We start from the raw sequence: 21,155 nt of genomic DNA, 5'->3' as shown, positions 1-21,155 counted from the left end.
CTGCAAAAATCAAATATGAGTCCTATAATATGTAATTTAATATTTTCCTGAGAAAGCATAGGCACTAATTTAAAAAGATGTGATTAAAAAAATTAAATGTCTTTAAAACTGTAAAATAATTTTATTGTATGACAAGCATCGCTGTAGAAATTGCAACTGCAACCTCTGTACATAACTGAATAGAGGAAAAATCAGAAATATCAGTGTTGACTTTTGAATACAGACGTGATTAATCGCGTCTTTCTAACTCTTGACTCCTCTACAGCAACACTAGCTTGATTTATATCCTAAATTTGCGGATACTAAATTATTGAAGGTATTGACCCAAAATAAATATGAAATCTCTGCACCGTCCCGATCTATATGGTTGGTCAACTTTCAATCCTGCAAGAAACATTGATTTTAATGGGATTGCCTGGATTCGTCCAGAGGGCAATATCATAATTGATCCGGTAGCTTTATCCAATCACGATTGGAATCACTTAAACTCTTTGGGTAATGTAGCTTGGATTGTACTGACTAATTCCGATCATGCTAGGTCAGCGAAGGATATTGCCGATCAAACCTACGCTAAAATAGCAGGGCCTATAGCAGAAAAAGATAATTTTCCGATAAATTGCGATCGCTGGCTGAGTGATGGTGAAGAATTAGTCCCCGGATTAAAGGTGATTGAACTTCAAGGTTCTAAAACTCCAGGCGAACTAGCGCTATTGCTAGAAGAAACCACTTTAATTACTGGGGATTTGGTGCGCGCCCATCGAGCAGGTACATTAACTATATTGCCAGACGAAAAGCTAGTGAACCGCGAACAAGCTGTAGCATCTGTGCAAAAATTGGCCAATCTGACTCAAGTAGAAACAATATTAGTCGGGGATGGTTGGTCAGTTTTTCACGATGGACGCGATCGCCTCAAGGAACTAGTCGCAACATTATAATCGCTGAACGCGTAGCGTCTCGTTCGCGCTAGCGTTGCGGAGCAAAGAGAAGCAACCCCAAAACCCTTGCGATTGCTACCCTGCGGGAACGCTTTCAGCGAACACTTGACTTTGTTCCGTTCCCAATGACAAATGTATATTTAATTGTGCATGACTACTTAGAAGCATGAGAAAAATTATCAGCATAATTATCTGCTAAAAATTGCATAATTTGATTTCAGAAATTTTTAATTATTAATGCTTTTTGTCCCAACATTTTCGCAACTTTGTTGGGTTTCATTCTGTACCCTACGAGAAGCAAGCTACAACCCAGCCTTTTACCTTAAGAGAAGTAGAGATAATTGTCAAATATAAGCTTGATTTGAGTTTACAATCTGTCTCCCGTGCAATATAAATAATTAAATGTAGAAATTTTGAGAGTGACTCTTAAGGCTGACAGACTTGACGAAATAACTACCAGAGAAGCTAATGTGCAGCCTACTAGCCATACAAATACCCAGCCATCTCATCTAATTTCACTCACTTCTGCAATGGCAGAAAAATTCCCCTTAAGAATTTTGCTGGCGGAAGATCATGCAGTGAATCAAAAGCTAGCATTATTAATGCTCAAACAATTGGGATACCGTGCTGATGTTGTCAGCAATGGTAAGGAAGTTCTAGAAATCATCCAGCACTTGTCTTATGACGTAATCTTAATGGATGTGCAAATGCCTGAAATGGACGGATTAGAAGCCACAAAGCTGATCTGCCAAAAATATCCAGTGGGTTTGCGTCCACGAATTATTGCCTTGACAGCCCGCGCCCTGCAAGGCGATCGCGAGGAATGTCTAGCAGCCGGGATGGATGACTATCTCAGCAAACCTATCCGTATTGAAATACTAGCTCAAGCCTTAAGTCGATGTGTACCGATAGTTTCTAGCAATGGTGGTTTTATCCCACCCAACAGAAGCGATCGCCAATCCCATCCACTCAATCAACCACTAAGCAATCCCGCCTCTATTCCGATAGCAGACTTACCAGCCATTAATACTCAAGCTATTCAAAAAATTTACGAAATGGCTGGAGACGATGAAACCTTTGTCTTAGAAATTATTGACTGCTATTTAGAAGATTCCCCATATATATTGGAGCAAATTCGGGAAGCCGTTACTCAAGGAGATGCTACAACTGTACATCGTCTAGCCCATAGCTGGAAATCAAGTAGCGCCTATTTAGGAGCCAGAAATCTCACAGAAATTTGTCGAGAAATCGAAGCGATCGCTCTTTCTGAAATCTGCCATCTCCCAGAGCGACTCTATCACTTAGAAGCAGAATTTGAAAGAGTCAAAACAGCTTTGCAGTTAGAACGCCAGAAACGAGCGCAGCGCTCTTTCCCCCCAATCCCCAAAGGGAGCCCCGAGTCCCCCCTGCAGCCTCAATGTGCAAATTAAATGGTTAACAGCTTACCCCTGCGCCAATTCCGCTTCTTGACTAAATCTCCCGGTAGGAACAGCCTCTAGCAAATATCTGGAAATATTTAGTTGATAACCTTCAGTTAGACGCGATCGCCGTCAGCGATTTGAGATTTTAGGTTTTGCAGCAAATAATTAATATTTTTCTAGATAATTAAAAAAGCTATTACTTCTTGTTGAAGCAATAGCTTTTTTATCTGCTATTTCAAAAAAATTTTCTCTACCAAAAACTATATTAAATAGTATATCAAATTATTTTATAGCGATATATTTATATTTTTATAACCGTATTATTACTTAATTTTTGAGATGATTTTAAAAAAACGCCATTATTCCTCTAGCCAAGCATTATCTATATACAGTAGGGCTTTCACCCCATATTTATCCTTGATTAAGGATAGCAATTTTTCAACCATAAAATATACATAAAAATCATCAAAATCAACCAATTTTTACCATGAAAAGCTCCTTATTCATCAAAGAATATATACAACTCAAACATTGCATCCAATTGTTTTACTTTATTTGACTGTCTAAGTGCATATTTTTTTACATTTTTCTGTCCAAAACTATTTACATTTAACCAAGGTGTGTTTAATATTAATTCAGTGGAAAGCGAAGGCATAAAACCTAGCTGAAACTATTAACAATCAACAATGAGTAAGGTAAAAAACAATGGCAGTTGAAAAAACTAATTCCTCTTCAAGTTTGGCAGAAGTTATTGACCGCATTTTGGACAAAGGTATCGTTGTAGATGCTTGGGTACGTGTTTCGTTAGTAGGTATTGAACTACTAGCTATTGAAGCTCGGATCGTTATCGCTTCTGTTGAAACTTATTTGAAATATGCAGAAGCTGTTGGTTTAACTCAATCAGCTGCTATGCCTGCTTAATTATAAAAAGTACGCTATCTCTACCTGGTTTGTGCAAACTAAAAAAAGTCATATCGGGTGAAATTGAGAAACGACTTTTAAAGTTGGCACTTTCAGGATAATTTCTTTCTCATAGCTAAAAATCCTTCTAAGTTGAAGGATTTTTAGCTATTTGCAATTAATGTAGTTTGGCAACCTTTAATTGCAGTCGAATACTAAAAGAATTTGCTTTTAATACCACCTCTAGAGGATGTCTTCTAACTCAAAAATTGGATTGGGGTAAGCTTAGTGCAACCCGATATTTGCATGATAGAAGTGGAACAGAGTTTAAATACTGTATAGCGTTTCTTATGCAGATCCGTTACAAAATTATATTGCGAAGTCTAGGGGCACGGCACTGCCCTTATGAGTATACCTTCCTAGTACAACACGGCGGAAATAAGCCACCCATTTAAAACAAGCGAAAAGCTTACAAAATCATCATTCTTTCTTTTTACTTTTGCCTTTTTACTTTTGCCTTGTTGTACTAGCTTGAGAAATACTATTAAATTTACAGCACACAAAAAATATTATTCCCATCAGCTTAGTAAGCTAATATCATTCTTGTGTACTGCTGTGATAATAAGATTCTTTTCAGTTTTATATCAAATTGCTACAAGTTTTATCTTTTAATCATCATACAAAAGCTTGTGAAGAATTGATACAAATCTAGATCCATAAGACTACAGTAAATAGTATCTTTAACAGAAGTAATTCAACTCAATAAAACATAAAACCTAAATAGGGGAGGCAAAAAGCAAAGGAGCATCCCAGTTTTGCAAATTTACCAGGATGGTTAATAGTCATTGCGAATGAAGGGAAGCGGAATTAAGCAATCGCAACATTCAGACTTTGCGATTGCTGCGCTCTATTTCATTACGCTCGCAATGACAAATTATGTTTTTATATAATTGGGATGCTACTAAAGCCAGGAAATTTTGTTTCCAAAATTTGTGGAAGTTGCTACCGCTTTAGACACCTCCACATTGAACTTGCATACAGCCAACCGCCAGAATAACTATCAACAAATTAGTTTTTCATTTTCACAGCGAACTCTTAACAGGTAATCCCAAATTAATATAGCCAGCATTATTTGAGAATCCGTAAACAGCCAGATGTGAAAGATTTTCAATCTACAATTTGGATCACAGGTGTTCAAGGGACTGCCAAACAATATTTTTCTTTTTTCCCCTGCTCCCTACCCCTCTGCCTACTTCAAGAGTTCCCTACCCCGTTGGCATAGCCTCTCATCAGGGGTTTGTTGAATGAGCGAATTTTGAATTGCTTCACGTTTCTTTTTTCTGGGAAACTCAGCTAAATCAAAAGGAGAAGACCCATGAAGGTTGGTATCCCCAAGGAAGTTTACCCTGGTGAACAGCGTGTAGCTGTCACACCAGACACAGCCAAGCGGCTACAAAAACTTGGCTTTGATGTACTTGTAGAAACGAACGCAGGTTGCGGCGCAAATTTTGCCGATGATGCCTATAGGCAAGCCCAATGCCACATTATTCCCGATGCTGCAACTCTTTGGGCAGAGGCAGATATTGTACTCAAAGTACGTCCACCCCAAATGCATCCCGAGTTAGGCAAAGATGAAACGGATTTGCTGCGTGAGGACAGTACAATCATTGGTTTTATCTGGCCTGCCCAAAATCCCCAACTACTGGAAAAACTGCTAGAACGCAAAGCTACAGCGCTGGCAATGGATGCAATCCCACGCATTAGCCGCGCCCAAAAAATGGATGCTTTGAGTTCCATGGCCAATCTTGCTGGCTATCGAGCTGTAATTGAAGCCGCTAACCACTTTGGACGCTTCTTTAACGGTCAAATTACAGCCGCAGGTAAAGTTCCACCAGCGAAGATATTGGTGATTGGTGTCGGTGTAGCTGGCCTAGCCGCCATTGGTACAGCTAAGGGATTGGGTGCCATTGTGCGGGCATTTGATACCCGTTTGGTAGTAAAAGAGCAGGTAGAAAGCCTAGGCGCAGAGTTTCTCGAACTCAACTTTGCTGAGGATGGTTCTGGTGAAGGTGGCTACGCCAAGGTAATGAGCGATGAATTTATCAAAGCAGAGATGGAACTGTTTGCAGAGCAAGCAAAGGATGTTGACATCATCATTACCACAGCTTTGATTCCTGGGAGAACAGCACCCATACTGATTACTCAAGCAATGGTTGAGAGTATGAAAGAGGGTTCTGTAGTCGTTGACTTGGCGGCAGAACAGGGAGGTAATTGTGCTTGTACCCATCCTCATGAAGTGTACCGTTACAACGGAGTCACAATTGTCGGTTTAACAGACCTACCCAGCCGCATGGCGCAACAAGCCAGCCAGCTTTACGGGACAAATCTTTGCCATCTGCTAGAAGAAATGGGTGGGGCGAGTAAATACCAAGTAAATCTGGAAGATGAGGTAGTGCGGGGCGCTTTGGTAGCCTATGCGGGTGAGATTACTTGGCCAGCACCAAAATTTGAGAAAAAGGTAGAGGCAAAAGTCGAGAAAGTAGTAGAAAAAGTCAAAGAAACGCCGCCAGTATTAGCAACTACACCTACAGCACCTATTTCTCAAACTTCCCAAGGAGGGGGCGGAGCTAACTTTCTTTGGCTATTAATAGTGGCTTTAGCCTTGGTGGGTATCGGCATCACAGCACCGCCTGAATTTCTAGCTCATTTCACCGTATTTGTTTTAGCTTGCTTTATTGGTTGGCAAGTAATTTGGAATGTGAAACCTGCCTTACACACACCACTAATGAGCGTTACCAATGCCATTAGCGGCATCATTATTATTGGCGGTATGGTGCAAATATCTGGATCTGCTAACTCAGCTACTACCATTCTAGGCGCGATCGCAATTTTAGTGGGCACGATTAATATTTCCGGTGGTTTCCTCGTCACGCAACGAATGCTCAAGATGTTCCAAAAATAGAAGAAATTTATGTCAAATAATTTACTGACAGTGGCGTACATTGTAGCTAGCGCCTTATTCATTCTCAGTTTGGGGGGATTGTCTGACCAGGAAACCGCTCGTAAAGGCAATATTTACGGCATTGTCGGGATGCTGATTGCTTTTGTTGCTACTGCACTTACCCTTCATTCAAACGCCTACGGCATCTTAGCTGCTGTCGTCATCCCCTCAGCTATAGCTGGTGCAATTGTCGCCTCACGGGTAGCAATGACATCCATGCCAGAACTCGTGGCAATTCTCCATAGTTTTGTAGGGATGGCGGCGGTTTTGGTAGGCATTGCTAATTATCTCCAAGAAACGCCACTCACTGCCGTAGAAGCAACTATCCACCAAGTAGAAATTTATATTGGTGTATTTATTGGGGCAGTCACCTTTACAGGTTCAATAGTTGCCTTTGGGAAACTGCGAGGAATTATCAGCAGCAAACCGCTATTACTTCCAGGGCGGCACATCCTCAACTTAGCAATGCTAGTTGCTGTCCTGTGCTTAGGTAGTCAGTTTCTCGGCACAGCATCCCTCCCTGGATTGCAACTACTACTAATCATGTCTGCGATTGCCTGCGTTTTAGGCGTTCATCTCGTCATGGCAATTGGTGGTGCAGATATGCCAGTGGTAATTTCCATGCTCAACAGCTACTCTGGCTGGGCGGCGGCGGCTGCCGGCTTCATGCTATCCAACGATTTACTGATTATTACAGGTGCATTGGTAGGTAGTAGCGGCGCTATCCTCAGCTACATTATGTGCAAAGCCATGAACCGTTCCTTTATCAGCGTCATTTTGGGAGGTTTTGGCGCTCAAACCATCACTGCGGAAAGTGGCGAACAACCTACAGGTAAATTCACCGCCACCACAATAGAAGACACAGTAGAACTCTTATACCGCGCCAAGAGTGTAATTATCGTCCCTGGCTATGGCATGGCAGTAGCCCAAGCGCAACATGGAGTTTCCGAAATCGTCAAACAACTGCGCGATCGCGGTGTTAAAATTCGCTTTGGTATCCATCCCGTAGCCGGCAGAATGCCCGGACACATGAACGTGCTATTGGCAGAGGCGAAAGTGCCTTACGACATCGTTTTAGAAATGGATGAAATTAATCACGACTTCCCCGAAACAGATGTAGTTTTGGTAATTGGCGCTAACGACACCGTCAACCCCAGTGCCTTAGAAAACCCCAACAGTCCCATCGCTGGAATGCCAGTCTTAGAAGTTTGGAAAGCTGGCACCGTCATCGTCATGAAACGCAGTATGGCTAGCGGCTACGCCGGCGTAGAAAATCCCCTCTTCTACAAAGACAACACCCTGATGTTATTTGGCGATGCCAAGAAAAACATTGACGCGACGGTTGCCAAACTCACCCAATTAAAAGCAGACGCAGCAAGTCTTAATTTGGCAGCGACAAGGGTATTAACTTAAGGGGCATTGGGCATTGGGCATTGGGCATTGGGCATTGGGCATTGGGCATGGGGTAATTGGTAATGGGTAATTGGTAATTGGTAATGGGAATTTCTCCTCTACCCCCTCTGCTCCCTCATCCCCCTCATCTAATCCCTAATCCCCAGTCCCCAGTCCCCAATCCCTCATCCCTCATCCATGAGAAAAGTAGCAGTTTGGGAAGAGCAGCCAAACTGCTACTGGGAGCAGAAAGAATCAAGATTATGCGTTAGTTGGCGTGAGCGACTTCTTTTGTAGCGGCAGAAATATCAATCGCTTTGGCAAAATCAGACAGTACATCCTGTAATCTCTGGGCAATTTCTGCATCTAGCTGAATACTGCCATCAGCTTGTACTTGAATTTGCTTATCTATACTGTAGATAGTACTGAGGATGTGCCGCGCTCCTAATTCGGATAGCACGGGTTTTAACGCATATTCTATTGCTAATAAATGAGCGATTGTTCCGCCTGTTGCTAGAGGAAGTACAACTTTTCCGGCTAAGGATTTCTGGGGTAATAAATCCAAGAATGCTTTTAAGACACCTGTGTAAGCTGCTTTGTAAATAGGTGTAGCAATAATTACCCCATCAGCTTTTTCTAACAGAGCTTTTGGTTTTTCTAAAGCTGGACTATCGTAACGTCCATAAGCTAAATCTTCTGCCGGAATGTCGCGCACTGAGATGATATCTACCGTTACGCCTTGCTGTACAAGCAGTTTGCTAGCATACTCCAGTAAAGAGTAAGTGCGGGAAGGATGGGAAGGACTACCTGCGATCGCTAAAATATGAGCCATGTTCTAAAGTTCTCCTGAGAATATTTTGCTGTTAATCTACAGTCGCAGCTGTTGGCTGATTAATTGGTGGTTTGGGAAATTCCTGATTAGCAACGATTTCGCCAAACGGACTTGTGAATTGCGGTTCAATCGCAGGTAAGTTTTCTAAAGGCAAGCGTGGAAATAGTAATTCAGCCACACGATAGGCTTCTTCTAGATGGGGATAACCAGAGAAGATGAAAGTATCAATCCCCAAGTCTGTGTACTCCAACATTCTTTGAGCAACAGTATCGGGATCGCCGACTAAAGCAGTCCCCGCACCACCACGTACTAAGCCAATTCCTGCCCATAAATTAGGACTAATTTCTAAAGCGTCGCGGCTACCCTTGTGTAATTCTTGCATCCGGCGCTGTCCTTCAGAGTCCATACGGGCGTATGCTTCTTGAGTTTTAGCGATCGCATCTTCATCTACATAGCGAATTAAATTATTCGCTGCATCCCAAGCTTGGCTTTCAGTTTCCCTCACAATAACGTGCAGGCGAATACCAAAGCGGATTGTCCGTCCTTGCGCTTCTGCTAGGCGACGCACTGAGGCAATTTTTTGGGCAACCTGTGCAGGTGTTTCACCCCAAGTTAAGTAAACATCTACGTGCTTGGCAGCAATTTCTTGCGCGATGGGTGAAGAACCACCAAACCACAACGGTGGATAAGGTTTCTGCACAGGCGGAAACAGAATCTTACCGTCTTGAATGTTGAGATAATCGCCTTGGAAGTTAGTAACTTCATTAGCCGCGATTTGTCGCCAGACTGTCAAAAATTCATCGGTGAGTTTATAGCGATCATCATGGGAAAGATGCAAACCATCACCCGCCAACTCTACGGGATCGCCACCTGTAACCACATTAATTAGCAAGCGTCCGCCAGAAATCCTGTCAAACGTCGCAGCCATCCGCGCCGCAACTCCTGGTGACATCAACCCCGGGCGAATCGCCACCAGAAACCGCATTTTTTTTGTATGGGTTGCTAGCGTTGATGCCAATATCCACGCATCTTCACAAGAACGCCCTGTTGGTAACAAAGCACCTGTAAAACCCAAGTGATCTATGGCTTGGGCAATTTGTCGCCAATAATCAAAATTGACTGCCCTCGCGCCTATAGTAGTACCAAGATAGCGCCCTTCTCCGTGCGTGGGGATAAACCAAAGTAGTTGCATAATCCCTATTTAATATGGCTGCAAAATCAGATTTATATAAAACTACGGTAATTCTATGTGTATACCGTATTTATTTGTCATTTAAGAGTATTGCATAGGTATGCAGGGAAAGCAACAGGTTTAAGGGTCAAAGGTTAAGGGGCAAGGGGGAAGGGGCAAGGGGCAAGGGGCAAAGGTCAAGGGTCTAAAGTAATTTGCCCCATTCCCCATTCCCCATTCCCCATTCCCCATTCCCCATTCCCCCATTCCCCATTCCCCATTCCCCATTCCCCATTCCCCATTCCCCATTCCCCATTCCCCATTCCCCCTTCCCCAACGCCCTCTTACCCAACGACATACAAATCGCATCATTCTGTGGGGTATGGATGCGGCTGCAAAGAACGTCGCGATAGTGTCTTTCTAACGGGTTATGGCGTGATAAGCCAGGATTACCAATTAGTTCTAGTCCTGTTTCAACGGCGCGAATGGCGTTATTTGTAGTAAGATATTTTACAGAGTGTGCCTGTAATGCTACGGTGTTATCATACTCAGCGCGGTCGATATCGTTGGCTAAACCGTAAATTAGGCGATCGCTGGCGTAGAGTAAAGCTTCTATTTCACCCATCGCAGTTTGAAAGCGGGGTAGAGTGGCTAAACTAGCTCCTAAGTTAGAAGGCGATCGCTCATTTAAATAACCTACTAACCAATCTCGCGCAGCTTTAGCTACACCTTGATACAAAGCACTCAGCCACAGGCTATTACCAGCTAATTGCACTGGATCTGGTAATGACCAAGCTGACAATGGACGAATATCTAAAGCGTATTCTAAAGGAATCAAGACATTTTCTAAAATTAGGTCGTGGCTACCAGTAGCCCGCATTCCCAAATGATCCCAAGTCTCTGCAATTCGCACACCAGGCACATCACGAGGTACGAGAAAATTTCCTACTCGCGGTTCTGGCTCTGTGGTGCGCGCCCACACAACGAAGTAGCTTAAAATTGGGCTACCTGTAGTGTATATTTTATGACCACTTAACAGCCAACCATCTGGAGTTTGTTGAGCAGTGGTTGCAGGTAATCCACCCCTCGCTGGTGTACCTAATTCTGGTTCCACCCGGGCAGCATTTAATAAAGCAATACCTGCCACCGATTCCCGACACAACCGTTGATAAATCTCATCTGGCCAGCGACGCGAACGGCTAGCATTAGCGTGTTGGAGATAATGCATCGTCAACACTAAAGCCGTAGCAGCATCCCCACTAGCTATAGTTTCAATCACCCGACTGACAGCAGCATATCCTAAAGCCTGGCCGCCGAACTCTTTAGGAACAGTCAAATTCAAAAGCTGCCCTTGCTGGAGAGCAGTAAAATTCTCAAATGGAAAAGAAGCATCGCGATCGTGAACTGCGGCGCGAGTAGCAAAGTCAGCAGCCAGAGAAGCGACACGCTCCAGTCAACCGCCCCAACCACAAGGGGATGGGGATGTAAGCGCGATTTTTGATAAAGATTCTGCTATTACCTTCAAAAATAAAGATAGAGTTTCGCTGAAATCGAGGAAAGTAGAGCGTCCCTCAAAGGAAGACCTAGAGAAGATGATTTGGGAAACTTCTGTTCTTGAGGTAAGTCACAAGTTTGGAGTATCTGATGTTGCAGTTGCCAAGTGGTGCAAAAAATATGGTATTCCTAAACCTCCAAGAGGTTACTGGGCTAAAAAAAATCAGTCTAAAAATTCTAAATTTCAGATTCAGCAATCTTGTCCACCAGAAGCCGAAAAGTGAGGCGCTGTGCTGATAACACAGATACAGGAGGGGCAGTACCTTCCTGGTGGATTAACAAATGCGATCGCATGATTAAAACATCCCTTGTAACTAGGGTACTGGACTTAGAAGTCTATTCGGCTAAAATCTATCAAGTAAGAGCGCGCGAGGCCAACGAGATTGGACGATAATTATCAAACTTACTTGAATCGGGTAGCAAGAATGACGCTACCAGAAGCTTACAGATCTCAAGTCCAGCATATTCAAGAATCTTCTAAATTTCAGCCAGACTCGGGTTCTAGGCAAGCAGCACCATTTCCCGGCTACACGCTAATTACTCCACCTGCCGAGGAAGCAACAGGAAACTCTGCTTTCTATACGCAGTTAAGAGCTTATCAACAAAAACTGTTGGAATTGCCTACCAATAGTGATTTGATTGTGCCTGTACCGGATAGTAGCTTCCATTTAACGGTAGCAGATTTAATTTGGGATAGTGCTTACCGTGATGCTTGTGAAAAAAATCCCCAATTTGAACAGCAGTTACATTCTTGCTGTGGGGAAATATTTCAGGAATATCAAAAATCTCTCACAGCTGATATTAAACCTATTTATTGGCAAGTGCTGGGATTGATAGTTATGCCAAGAGCAATAGGAGTTTGCTTAGTACCGCAGGATGAGCGTTGCTACGAACAGGTGATTAAACTTCGCCGTACTATTTATCAAAATTCTCAGTTAATGGCTTTGGGAATTGAACAACATTATCATTTCACTGCCCATATTACATTAGCCTATTTTGGAGAAATTTCGCCAGAACTAGACCGGGCAAACTTGAGTACTATGCTGTCTGATTTGAATCAACAATGGCTTTTAAATTCGCCGGAATTTTTAGTAGATCGCGTTGAATTGCGAAAATTTGATGACATGACACGTTATTATCGTCAACCTGATTGGCCGACTTTAACTATTAGTTAATAGTCAAGATAAGGATGAAGGATGAAGTCTGAATTATACAATTACTGTGACCAAATGTAGATGGAATATAAATCTATAAAAGCTGATTTTTTGTTTACTAAGCTGTTCCACATTTAACTTGCATATATTGGGCGGGCAAGATGCCCATCCCACAAGAAATATACAATTTTAGATTATGCAAACTAGATGTGGTTTAGCTTATTCCATTCTACTGATACCTATTCTCATTTCATCTTTCATCCTTGATAATTCAGTCTTTCTTTAAAATTCTTTTTGTTTATAAGCGAGATAAATAGCTTCTAAAAATTCGTCTGAGGAAACACCAGAGGGTATTTGCTCTAGGTTAATAATAGCTTGAACCTGTTGCGATAATTTTAACGCCAGTAAAGATTTGGCTTTAGCTGACATTCCACTACGTCGTTGTAAATATTCTCGAATTACAGCGAAATCATCTGGTAATAAGGGAGATAAATCAGCAATTTCTATTAGTTGTGCGTGTAATGATTTTGCTGGTTCTGAAATAGTTAAAGTTGCAGTTCCGATTGGGATTTGGTCTTGAATAACAATTGTGCCAGCAGCTAAATCACCTAAGCGCTTTTCTTGACGAGTCAACATAATAAAAAAAGCGCCCATAAACAAAAATTCATCAACGGGACGCAGTAAAGCCCGTAAAGCTGCTTGTTGTAAGCCAATTGGTCTACCATCATCTCGAACAACGCGAATTTTCGCAATGCGTTTACCAGGGGTTTGCCCTTGCCATAAAGTTTCTAGAAAAACGAAATAACCTGCATAAATAGTAAAAGTGATGATGAATGCGATCGCAATCATCCACAAACCCAAAGTAGAACCCACAACCGTTATCCAAAAATCCGAAAATTGGACGACAAGCACCCAAAAAAGAATATAGAACCCCATCAAAATGAAAGCCAAAATATGATAGTCAATGAGCAATGCCCAAGCACGGTTACCAATTCCTGCGAGGGTAAATTCTAGTTCTACACTTTCTGGGGTACGGAATTTAACACGGTTAAAAAGGTGCATAAGTAATTTAAAATTAACTATAAAAAAGCAGTCCTAATAAATAGGACAAGCAGCAGGTTGTTGACTCTTGTACAGACGCGATTAATCGCGTCTCTCCAACTCTTGACTGTTTAAATTTCGCGATCGCGTAACTTTAAGCCTAAGCCTTCGCGACGACTCCGTAGGTCATAATAAATTACAGCTTTGATGCTTTGCCAAAATGGAAGAACGGCTGCGCCACTGACAAAACTTAAAGCCAGAATCAGCAAGAATAACAAAAAACCTGCAGCACCATTGTCCTGTTGCAGTAGGGGTGTGAAAATTAACTGAATAATAGTCACAAGTATTTGCACTACTAGTTGAATCGGAAATGTGATCAAAACAGCCACAAAGCTAATCAACAGAATCCGCCAAACATAACCTTGAGTTAACTCCCAACTCCGGCTAATGGTTGAAGTCGCATCAACATTATCCTCAATTGATAAGGGAACATCCACTAAATAGAACCTTGTTAACAACCAAAACACTGCAATCAAAGCCGCAATACCTATAATAAAACCGATTAAAACTACAAGTAATGTTGCCGCAAGACTGCTTTGTTGACCTAACCCTCCGACTACGACAGCAGATAAAACACCAACTATCACAAATACAAAGCTAATACCGAAGACAATTCCCATACCGACAATTGTCATTAATAACATGGTCAATAAAAATTGCCATAATCGCGAATTTACAAAACGTTCACCCTCGCTAATGCTTTCTGGTTGATCGACTAAATCGCCAAAAGCTAAACGAGAAATTAGACCTGTCAGGGCATAAAATTTCGCCCAGCCATATACTGGAACAAGTATCCAAACGTAAGCTTTGAGGGCAAGTAAAAAGTAATCTTTGAGGTGAGAACGATACAATCTTATTCCTGCACTCACGACATTGCCCACACTCAGGGGTTGCATGGGACTAGGGGAACCAAAATCACCAGTCATGATGTTATATTTTCCTTGCAAGTACGGAGATGAATTGAGGCTATCTTAAATTACACTCACCCAAATCCTCCCAAAATTTATGAATATTCAACGTTGGATTGCGCGACGGGAATTAAATTGGCAGCGTTTGGATACCCTTTTACGGCAGGTAGAAAAAAAAGGGTTAAAATCGCTACGGGCAGTGGAAATTAGAGAATTAGCCAGTTTATATCGTTCCGTAGCAGCAGATTTAGCACGCGCCCGTACTCAAAAAGTCGGCAATACGTTGATTCAAAGTTTACAATCTTTAACAACTCGCGCCTATACGCAGATTTATCAAGGTTCGCGACGGCAGGAATGGCAAGCTGTAGTAGAGTTCTACAAATGGGGATTACCAGCTGTAGTACAGCAAACATTCCCATATATCGCTATAGCTACCGCTTTGTTTTTGTTAGGGGCGTTAGTGGCTTGGTGGTACGCTTGGCAAGACCCCAGCTTTATGCCTCTGATTGTACCCGAAAGTTTAATTTCCCGCGTGCGAGACGATCGCAAATTATGGATGGGGTCAATTGTGGGTGTTGAACCCCTCGCATCCAGCAGTATTATGATTAATAATTTATCGGTTTCCTTTGGGGCGGTTGCTGGTGGAATTACAGCCGGGGCGTACACAACATATTTAATGATATTTAATGGTTTATTAATTGGTGCGATTGGCACTTTGGTAGGTCAAAATTATCTTGCCTATCCTTTTTGGGCATTTGTATTTCCGCATGGTTCTTTAGAATTACCTGCTATCTTTTTTGCTGGTGGTGCAGGTTTGCTCATAGCAAAAGCAATTTTATTTCCTGGTAAATATCGTCGTCGGGATGCGCTCAAATTCTACGGTTCCCAAGCAGCACAATTAGTATTTGGGATTGTGCCGATGTTAGTAATTGCTGGCACTATTGAGGGTTTTTTCTCACCCAATCCCAGCATCCCAGACCCTTTAAAATATCTTGCGGGGATGGGATTGTTTGTGCTTTTAGTAATGTATTGTGGTCGGAAGCGCTCAGGGGCTTCCAACTAAAAAATATCCTATCGCTAGGGCGAGCAGAGGAAGAGAAAGAATTTGTTCCATATCTTCGCCCTTTCTGATTGAATAATTTAATTTCTGAAATTTCTTAATCAAGTCTCTTAATTAGGGATTTCCAAGAAATAAATTATTCCATCTTGTGGGGCGGGCATCTTGCCTGCCACATAAACTGGGCGGACAAGATGTCCACCCCACAATACATACTGGGATATTTTTTTATTTGCAAGTCCCTTAGCATCGCTTTTTCATCACTTGCTTTAAATTAGAATAGTAAGCCCTAACTAATACCAATTCAAATAATGTTTGCGACAGATAAATTCTTTGTAAGGGCACGGCATCCTCACTCTTTTGGCATATCAAATATCTTACTGGTGCCCATTGGTGTCAACTTAAGCTAAAAGCGATATAGGGTGGGCGTTGTACAAATACCTCGCGCCCTCATCCCCTAACCCCTTCTCCCGCAGGAGAAGGGGAACTAAATCTCTTGCTCCCTTCTCCCTGCGGGAGAGGGGCTGGGGGTGAGGGCGAAACCTTGCACAAGAGCGGGTTTCACGTTAAGTTGACACGTATGACTGGTGCCGTGCCCCTACTCATCTGTCGCATTCTTTTTTCAAATTGGTATAGCATAAATTAAACCCCTGCTTCCACGCGAAGAGGGGTTTAACTTTAAACTTAATTACGAATTAGAAATTACGAATTACTTTAATATCCTTCTTCGTATTCTGGTTGTTTTTCTTTAACTTTCTTGGGAATATTGACTGGTTGGGGCACATCTTCCCAAGCATCGCCATCTACATCGTCATAGTTGTCATATTCGTCGGTGTAAGGCTTTTTGTATGGTTGAGCTTCAAATTTGGCGGGCTGTTGATACCTGTCTTTATCTGTAGCCTCACTCCAGTTGTCTTCTTCGTCGTCTTCTTCGTATTGAATCGATTCGTACTGGCGCGCCTGCATGACTTGGCGCTGGGGTCTTTCTTCTTCTATGTAGTCCTCATCCCACTCTTCCCTAGCTACGGGTTCGGGGGTGCGGACTTTGGGCTTGGGTGGTTCTAATGGTACACCGCTGGGTAGTTGATTGGGTGGTGCAATGGTGCGAGGCGCACTATAGCCGTATTCTTCATCATCACTGCGATCCCAGGGGGCTTTACCAATACCCATGCGTTCTAGAACGCCAACTGTCAATTGATTGACGCGTTCTTCGGCTCCTTCAAATACAATTAATCGACTGGGGCCTGTGCTGACGATTTCATCAATGGAAAGTTCGTAAGTACTTAGCACTTGCTCAGGAATTTGCGGTAATCCCAAAGAAGCAATGACTATAGAGTGAAGTTTGCCATTTTCACCATTGAATTTGAAGCCGCGTACTCTACCTAGTACTTCACCGGTTTCTGTAATTACTTCCCAGTTAATCAGGTTGCTTAATGCTTCAACTTCAATATCTTCGATTACGTCCTCGTTATCGACCAGGATGACATCACCAATCTGGCTGATACTGCTAAGGTACATATTGCGCGGTATACCAGAAATAGAGATCAGGCTGTCTCTCAAACCAAGAGCTACAACCTCTCGTTGGTCAATATCCACCCAGACTTGACTAACTATACCTACCCGCTTACCGTTGTCGCGGGTAATCACCTGGGTATTTAATATGTCGGAACGCCTAATTATCTGTTCAGAGGTCATTCTATACCGAGTCCTGATCTCGAATCCGGTTAATCTATACACTATTATTAACAAAAACTCAAGCAGATGTATGGTCAGCTTGCAATTTAATTCCCAAAACTTGGGTGTAAGCTCCCCGTGCTTGAGTAACGCCAATTGTGCGTTCGGCTGATTCTATCATCGGTCGGCGCAAACTCACAACTATAAATTGAGCTTGTTTTGCCTGTTGTTTAATCATTCTAGCTAATCGTTCTACGTTTGCCCCATCCAAAAACATATCGACTTCATCGAAAGCATAAAACGGGGAAGGACGGTAACGTTGTAGGGAGAAGATAAAGCTTAAGGCTGTGAGGGATTTTTCTCCCCCAGACATGGAAGCTAGTCGCTGTACTGGTTTACCTTTGGGGTGGGCGACTAAATTTAAGCCACTGTTAAAGGGATCTTCGGGATCGTCTAGTTGTAGGTAGCCGTCACCCTCAGAAAGAGTGGCGAAAATAGATTGGAAGTTTTCGTTGACTGCGTCGAAAGCTTCCTTAAAGGCGCGTTGACGTAATGTAGTAAAGTTTTCAATCCGTAAAAGTAACTCTGTACGCTCCCCTTCTAGGGTTTCCAGCTTTTGTGTTAGTTCTTGCAGACGGTTTTGGGTGCGTTCGTATTCTTCCAAAGCCAGCATATTTACTGGTTCCATTGCTTGCAGGCGTTTGGCAAGCGATCGCAATTCTTTCTGCAATTCTTCTAAGTCTACTTGATCGGGGACTTCTGGTAAGGGGCTAGGTAGTTCGGCGGCGACGGTTTGCAGTTGCTCTCTGACGTTAACGATTTCCTCGCGCTTGGCTGTGAGGGTTTCTTGGAGTTTTTGCAGTTCCCATTCTAATTGTTGCTGACGCAGGAGGTGCGATCGCAGTTCTTGTTCGGTGCGATCGCGTTTTTGTTTTTCTTCGCCTAAACTCAGTTCCATCTGACTCAATTTCGCCTTAATTGCGGCGATTTGAGCGCTGAGTGCTGAATGTTGGGTGCTGATGAAGCTTAATTGATTTTGCTGGGTTTCTTGCTCCTGCTGGTACTGGGTAATCCGTTCCTCAGCTTCTTGGATTTTTTCTTGTAAACGCTGTTGCTGGTTTTCGAGATTTCTTAACCTTTGTTCTGCTTCCCGTAAGGCTGTTTCCCGTTGTTGTAATTGTTGCTCTTGGTTTTTAATGGTGGCTTGGATTTGTTGCCATTCGCTAGGGGTTTGTGAAGCTTCTAACTCCGCTAATGTTTGTCGCAATTGTTGCAACTGATTTTCTTGACCTGGTAATTCCCGATCCAAAATTTCCAAGCGAGATTGCGCCGTGGCAAATTTTTCGCTATTTTGCGCTAATTGCGATCGCGTATTTTCTAACTGCGCTGTCAAAGTTTTAATTTCTTTTTGCAGCTGTTCCAATTTGATCTGCTGTTCTCTCCTGGCTTGGCGTGCTTCTGTAACTTCCTGCGCTAAGGTTTTGGTTTTCGCTGCGAGAGTAGAGATAGCTTCTGTACAACGTTCTAAAACTCGTTCAATTTCCCCCAAGCGTCTTTTTAAGGCGGCGACTTCTTCGGGTTCAGCAGCTTCGACGTTTCCAAAGCGTAACGCGGAACGCTGGGTGTTACTACCACCAGTCATTGCGCCGCTAGTTTCCAATAATTCCCCGTCTAAGGTGACGATGCGGTACAAACCTATGTTTTTTCGCGCCTGTTCTAGGGTAGAAAATACAACGGTGTTACCAAATACATAGCCAAATACATCTTTATAACGGCGATCGCACTCCACTAGGTTAACAGCATAGTTGACGAAGCCACTGGCTAACCGCAGTGTGGCATCTTGGGTAAATCTGGGAGCATTAATTTTATTTAACGGTAAAAAAGTCGCTCTCCCAGCGCGTTTCTGTTTCAGCAGTTCAATTCCCGCCGCACCAACACCGTCATCTTCCACCACTATATGTCCCAAACGCCCACCAGCCGCAATTTCCAAAGCCAGTTGGTAACGGGGTTCAACTCTGCCTAACTGTACCACTAAGCCACAAAGCCCCGGTAATCCCGATTGCAAGATGACTTTGCTAGCTTGGGTTCCTTGGATTTCTTGCTGTGCTTGCGCTTGCGCTTCGAGTTTATCTAACTGGCGTTGTTTTTCTCTTTGTTCTTGGAGTAAGCGCTTTTGGGTATCTTGTTGAATTTGCAGTTCTTGTTCTGTGGCTGCGAGATTTTGCGCTAAATTTTGGATGGGTTCGCTAGAGGCGTTAAATTCTGTTTCTAGGCGACTACAATCAGCTTGTTTTGTGGCTAATTCTGGTTCTAAATTAGCAACTAGCTGAGTTTGCTCTTGAATTTGCTGCTGTAGCTGATCGTTACGTTCTCTTAGCTGCGCTTGTTCAGTGCGTTGGGGTTCCAGGGTTTGCAGCAGGGTTTCAATTTGACGGTTTAACGCCGTTTGTTGCTGTACCCAAGCTTCCGAAGCCGAAGCAATTTCCGCCGCTGCTTGGCGAGAAGTTTCTAGTGCTTGTTGCGCTTCATCCCGTTGCTGTTGTAAGTAGACAATCGATTGCTTTTCAATTACCTGAGTTTCCGCAATTTGTTCGAGGGAACGCTGGTGTTGTTGAATTTCTTGCTGACTTTGCGTTTGGCGTTTCCCAGTTTCTTGAATTGCGGTGTCTAATTCGCTGCGTTGACGCTGGAGTTGTTTATGTTCAGCTTCTTGGGTGGCGAGGGTAGATTGTACTGCTAACAGTTCCTCTTCCCCTAAAGCTTTAACATGGGCGTTGAGTTTATCTAATTCAACGGTAGTTTGCTCAATAGTGGTGTTAAGAGTTGTCAGTTCCGCAGATAGTTCTTCAGATTTGCGATCGCCAGTTTGAATTTGATTCGCTAATTTTTCTTGCTGTGCTTGTAGGGAACGCCAAGATAACACAGCTTCCCAGGATTGTTTCGCCAAATACTCAGCACGGAGTTTTTGGTATTTTTCGGCTTTGGCTCGGTCTTGGGACAGGCGATCGCGTTGTACAGTTAATTCAGTTTCAATAATCCGACAACTATCTTCCTTTTCCTTTACCTCATCTAAAGTCGCCTTGGCTTGGTGAATTTTGCGATCAAACGCCGCTACCCCCGCCAATTCATCAATAATTTCCCGCCGTTCTCTGGCGTTCATCGAAATAATGCTGGTGACATCCCCTTGTAGCACCACGTTGTAGCCTTCGGGGTAAATCCGCAGTGTTTCTAAGGCTTCATGTAACTCTGTGAGGGTGCAAGAAGCGCCGTTAATATAGTAATTCGATGTATAAGTTCCCTGGTGCGTCACCCGCAGCTTTCTGGTAACACTCCACTCATTCGATGATTCGGGATTGGGAAGTTTGGATTTTAACTTGTCTTCCTCAAATACTTCGACTTCCTCAACGTTCTCAACTTCCTCAATTTCTACTACTTCGACTTCCTCTAGATTTTCTAGGCTTTGCGGCTTTGTATCGTTGAGGGAGACGGCATCAGTAATATCAAAAGTCACTGTGACGCTAGCTTCCACAGTGGCACGGCTTTTAGCTGTTTGAGTATTATTTACCAGATCGGGAAGGCGATCGGCGCGCATCCCTTTAGAACTAGCGAGTCCAAGACAAAACAGCAGCGCATCGAGAATATTAGATTTACCAGAACCATTTGGCCCAGATATAACAGTAAACCCCCCCAGCAAAGGAACTTGGGTAGTACCACCAAAGGATTTAAAGTTTGTAAGTTCGACGCGCTTTACATGAACCATAGGCGCAAGTTAGCTGGGTTAATGAAGTAAAAGTGTAGCAAGGAAATATAGATTGTCTACTAGTTGAGCTAGATAATTTAGGTTTTATTGAACCACAGAGGCGCAGAGAACGCAGAGAGAAGGAAAGAGAGTTTAGCAGTACTGTTAAGCAACTGGTATACTTTTACTCACTCATCTTCACTCGTAGTTTAGTTAGTAAAATTATTTAAGCATCCTCTGGAGATGCTTGTCTGAACATTTGTACTAGCGTTAATATACCAGTCTTAGAGGATGTCTGAAAAATTAAGTTTTGTCA

Annotated in this window: 14 protein-coding genes; 7 read left to right on the top strand and 7 right to left on the bottom strand. The window is 43.0% G+C overall.

Going from position 1 to position 21,155, the window contains the following annotated elements; all coding sequences use genetic code 11:
- Window positions 1-335: 335 nt before the first annotated feature.
- The 5 genes from HG267_RS02420 (at window position 336) to pntB (ending at window position 7,670) form a co-directional block, all read left to right on the top strand.
- A complete protein-coding gene (locus HG267_RS02420; protein WP_045870864.1) occupies window positions 336-935 on the top strand; it encodes a hypothetical protein in 600 nt (199 codons plus the stop codon).
- A gap of 419 nt (window positions 936-1,354) precedes the next feature.
- The gene (locus HG267_RS02415) at window positions 1,355-2,365 is read left to right on the top strand and encodes a response regulator (protein WP_045870865.1); all 1,011 of its coding nucleotides are present in this window, start codon (window positions 1,355-1,357) and stop codon (window positions 2,363-2,365) included.
- A 696-nt stretch (window positions 2,366-3,061) separates the two neighbouring features.
- Window positions 3,062-3,277 carry a gas vesicle structural protein GvpA gene (gene gvpA, locus HG267_RS02410; protein ID WP_010996411.1) on the top strand — a complete coding sequence of 72 codons (216 nt, stop codon included), beginning with the start codon at window positions 3,062-3,064 and terminating at the stop codon, window positions 3,275-3,277.
- Between the two features lie 1,354 nt (window positions 3,278-4,631).
- Window positions 4,632-6,218: a Re/Si-specific NAD(P)(+) transhydrogenase subunit alpha gene (gene pntA / locus HG267_RS02405; protein ID WP_045870866.1), complete on the top strand. Its 1,587-nt coding sequence runs from the start codon at window positions 4,632-4,634 to the stop codon at window positions 6,216-6,218.
- A gap of 9 nt (window positions 6,219-6,227) precedes the next feature.
- Window positions 6,228-7,670, top strand: coding sequence for a Re/Si-specific NAD(P)(+) transhydrogenase subunit beta (gene pntB, locus HG267_RS02400; RefSeq protein ID WP_045870867.1), 1,443 nt, complete (start codon window positions 6,228-6,230; stop codon window positions 7,668-7,670).
- 247 nt (window positions 7,671-7,917) lie between these two features.
- Here pntB and ssuE read toward each other — a convergent pair whose 3' ends face one another.
- The 3 genes from ssuE to HG267_RS02385 all read right to left on the bottom strand — a co-directional run bounded on the left by ssuE (window position 7,918) and on the right by HG267_RS02385 (window position 11,087).
- Window positions 7,918-8,481 carry an NADPH-dependent FMN reductase gene (gene ssuE, locus HG267_RS02395; RefSeq protein WP_045870868.1) on the bottom strand — a complete coding sequence of 188 codons (564 nt, stop codon included), beginning with the start codon at window positions 8,479-8,481 and terminating at the stop codon, window positions 7,918-7,920.
- Between the two features lie 31 nt (window positions 8,482-8,512).
- Window positions 8,513-9,673, bottom strand: a complete 1,161-nt coding sequence (ssuD, locus tag HG267_RS02390; protein ID WP_045870869.1) for an FMNH2-dependent alkanesulfonate monooxygenase — start codon at window positions 9,671-9,673, stop codon at window positions 8,513-8,515.
- Between the two features lie 184 nt (window positions 9,674-9,857).
- Window positions 9,858-11,087: an acyl-CoA dehydrogenase family protein gene (locus HG267_RS02385; RefSeq protein WP_263420075.1), complete on the bottom strand. Its 1,230-nt coding sequence runs from the start codon at window positions 11,085-11,087 to the stop codon at window positions 9,858-9,860.
- Between the two features lie 502 nt (window positions 11,088-11,589).
- Here HG267_RS02385 and HG267_RS02380 point away from each other — a divergent pair.
- Window positions 11,590-12,381, top strand: a complete 792-nt coding sequence (locus HG267_RS02380; protein WP_194007893.1) for a DUF1868 domain-containing protein — start codon at window positions 11,590-11,592, stop codon at window positions 12,379-12,381.
- A gap of 261 nt (window positions 12,382-12,642) precedes the next feature.
- Here the strand turns inward: HG267_RS02380 and HG267_RS02375 are convergent, their stop codons facing one another.
- Window positions 12,643-13,422, bottom strand: a complete 780-nt coding sequence (locus HG267_RS02375) for an RDD family protein (RefSeq protein WP_045870872.1) — start codon at window positions 13,420-13,422, stop codon at window positions 12,643-12,645.
- Between the two features lie 110 nt (window positions 13,423-13,532).
- Window positions 13,533-14,387: a hypothetical protein gene (locus tag HG267_RS02370; protein WP_045870873.1), complete on the bottom strand. Its 855-nt coding sequence runs from the start codon at window positions 14,385-14,387 to the stop codon at window positions 13,533-13,535.
- Between the two features lie 79 nt (window positions 14,388-14,466).
- Here HG267_RS02370 and HG267_RS02365 point away from each other — a divergent pair, with 79 nt between their 5' ends.
- Window positions 14,467-15,432, top strand: coding sequence for a stage II sporulation protein M (locus HG267_RS02365; protein WP_045870874.1), 966 nt, complete (start codon window positions 14,467-14,469; stop codon window positions 15,430-15,432).
- A 708-nt stretch (window positions 15,433-16,140) separates the two neighbouring features.
- On the opposite strand, the gene HG267_RS02360 is transcribed toward HG267_RS02365, so the two are convergent.
- The gene (locus tag HG267_RS02360) at window positions 16,141-17,121 is read right to left on the bottom strand and encodes a PRC-barrel domain-containing protein (RefSeq protein ID WP_045870875.1); all 981 of its coding nucleotides are present in this window, start codon (window positions 17,119-17,121) and stop codon (window positions 16,141-16,143) included.
- A gap of 58 nt (window positions 17,122-17,179) precedes the next feature.
- On the bottom strand, window positions 17,180-20,860 hold the full coding sequence (gene smc, locus HG267_RS02355; RefSeq protein WP_045870876.1) for a chromosome segregation protein SMC: 3,681 nt from the start codon (window positions 20,858-20,860) through the stop codon (window positions 17,180-17,182).
- Between the last annotated feature and the right edge of the window lie 295 nt (window positions 20,861-21,155).

It is taken from the genome of Tolypothrix sp. PCC 7601, assembly GCF_025677855.1.
GTDB classification, from domain to species: domain Bacteria; phylum Cyanobacteriota; class Cyanobacteriia; order Cyanobacteriales; family Nostocaceae; genus Aulosira; species Aulosira diplosiphon.
This window is presented reverse-complemented; position numbering and strand designations above follow the sequence as displayed.

Excerpts from the sequence above, each read along its gene's own strand:
- HG267_RS02420 (WP_045870864.1), top strand. The coding sequence starts at position 336 with ATGAAATCTCTGCACCGTCCCGATCTATATGGTTGGTCAACTTTCAAT.
- gvpA (WP_010996411.1), top strand. The coding sequence starts at position 3,062 with ATGGCAGTTGAAAAAACTAATTCCTCTTCAAGTTTGGCAGAAGTTATT.
- pntA (WP_045870866.1), top strand. The coding sequence starts at position 4,632 with ATGAAGGTTGGTATCCCCAAGGAAGTTTACCCTGGTGAACAGCGTGTA.
- pntB (WP_045870867.1), top strand. The coding sequence starts at position 6,228 with ATGTCAAATAATTTACTGACAGTGGCGTACATTGTAGCTAGCGCCTTA.
- ssuE (WP_045870868.1), bottom strand. The coding sequence starts at position 8,481 with ATGGCTCATATTTTAGCGATCGCAGGTAGTCCTTCCCATCCTTCCCGC.
- ssuD (WP_045870869.1), bottom strand. The coding sequence starts at position 9,673 with ATGCAACTACTTTGGTTTATCCCCACGCACGGAGAAGGGCGCTATCTT.
- HG267_RS02375 (WP_045870872.1), bottom strand. The coding sequence starts at position 13,422 with ATGCACCTTTTTAACCGTGTTAAATTCCGTACCCCAGAAAGTGTAGAA.
- HG267_RS02370 (WP_045870873.1), bottom strand. The coding sequence starts at position 14,387 with ATGACTGGTGATTTTGGTTCCCCTAGTCCCATGCAACCCCTGAGTGTG.
- HG267_RS02365 (WP_045870874.1), top strand. The coding sequence starts at position 14,467 with ATGAATATTCAACGTTGGATTGCGCGACGGGAATTAAATTGGCAGCGT.
- HG267_RS02360 (WP_045870875.1), bottom strand. The coding sequence starts at position 17,121 with ATGACCTCTGAACAGATAATTAGGCGTTCCGACATATTAAATACCCAG.
- smc (WP_045870876.1), bottom strand. The coding sequence starts at position 20,860 with ATGGTTCATGTAAAGCGCGTCGAACTTACAAACTTTAAATCCTTTGGT.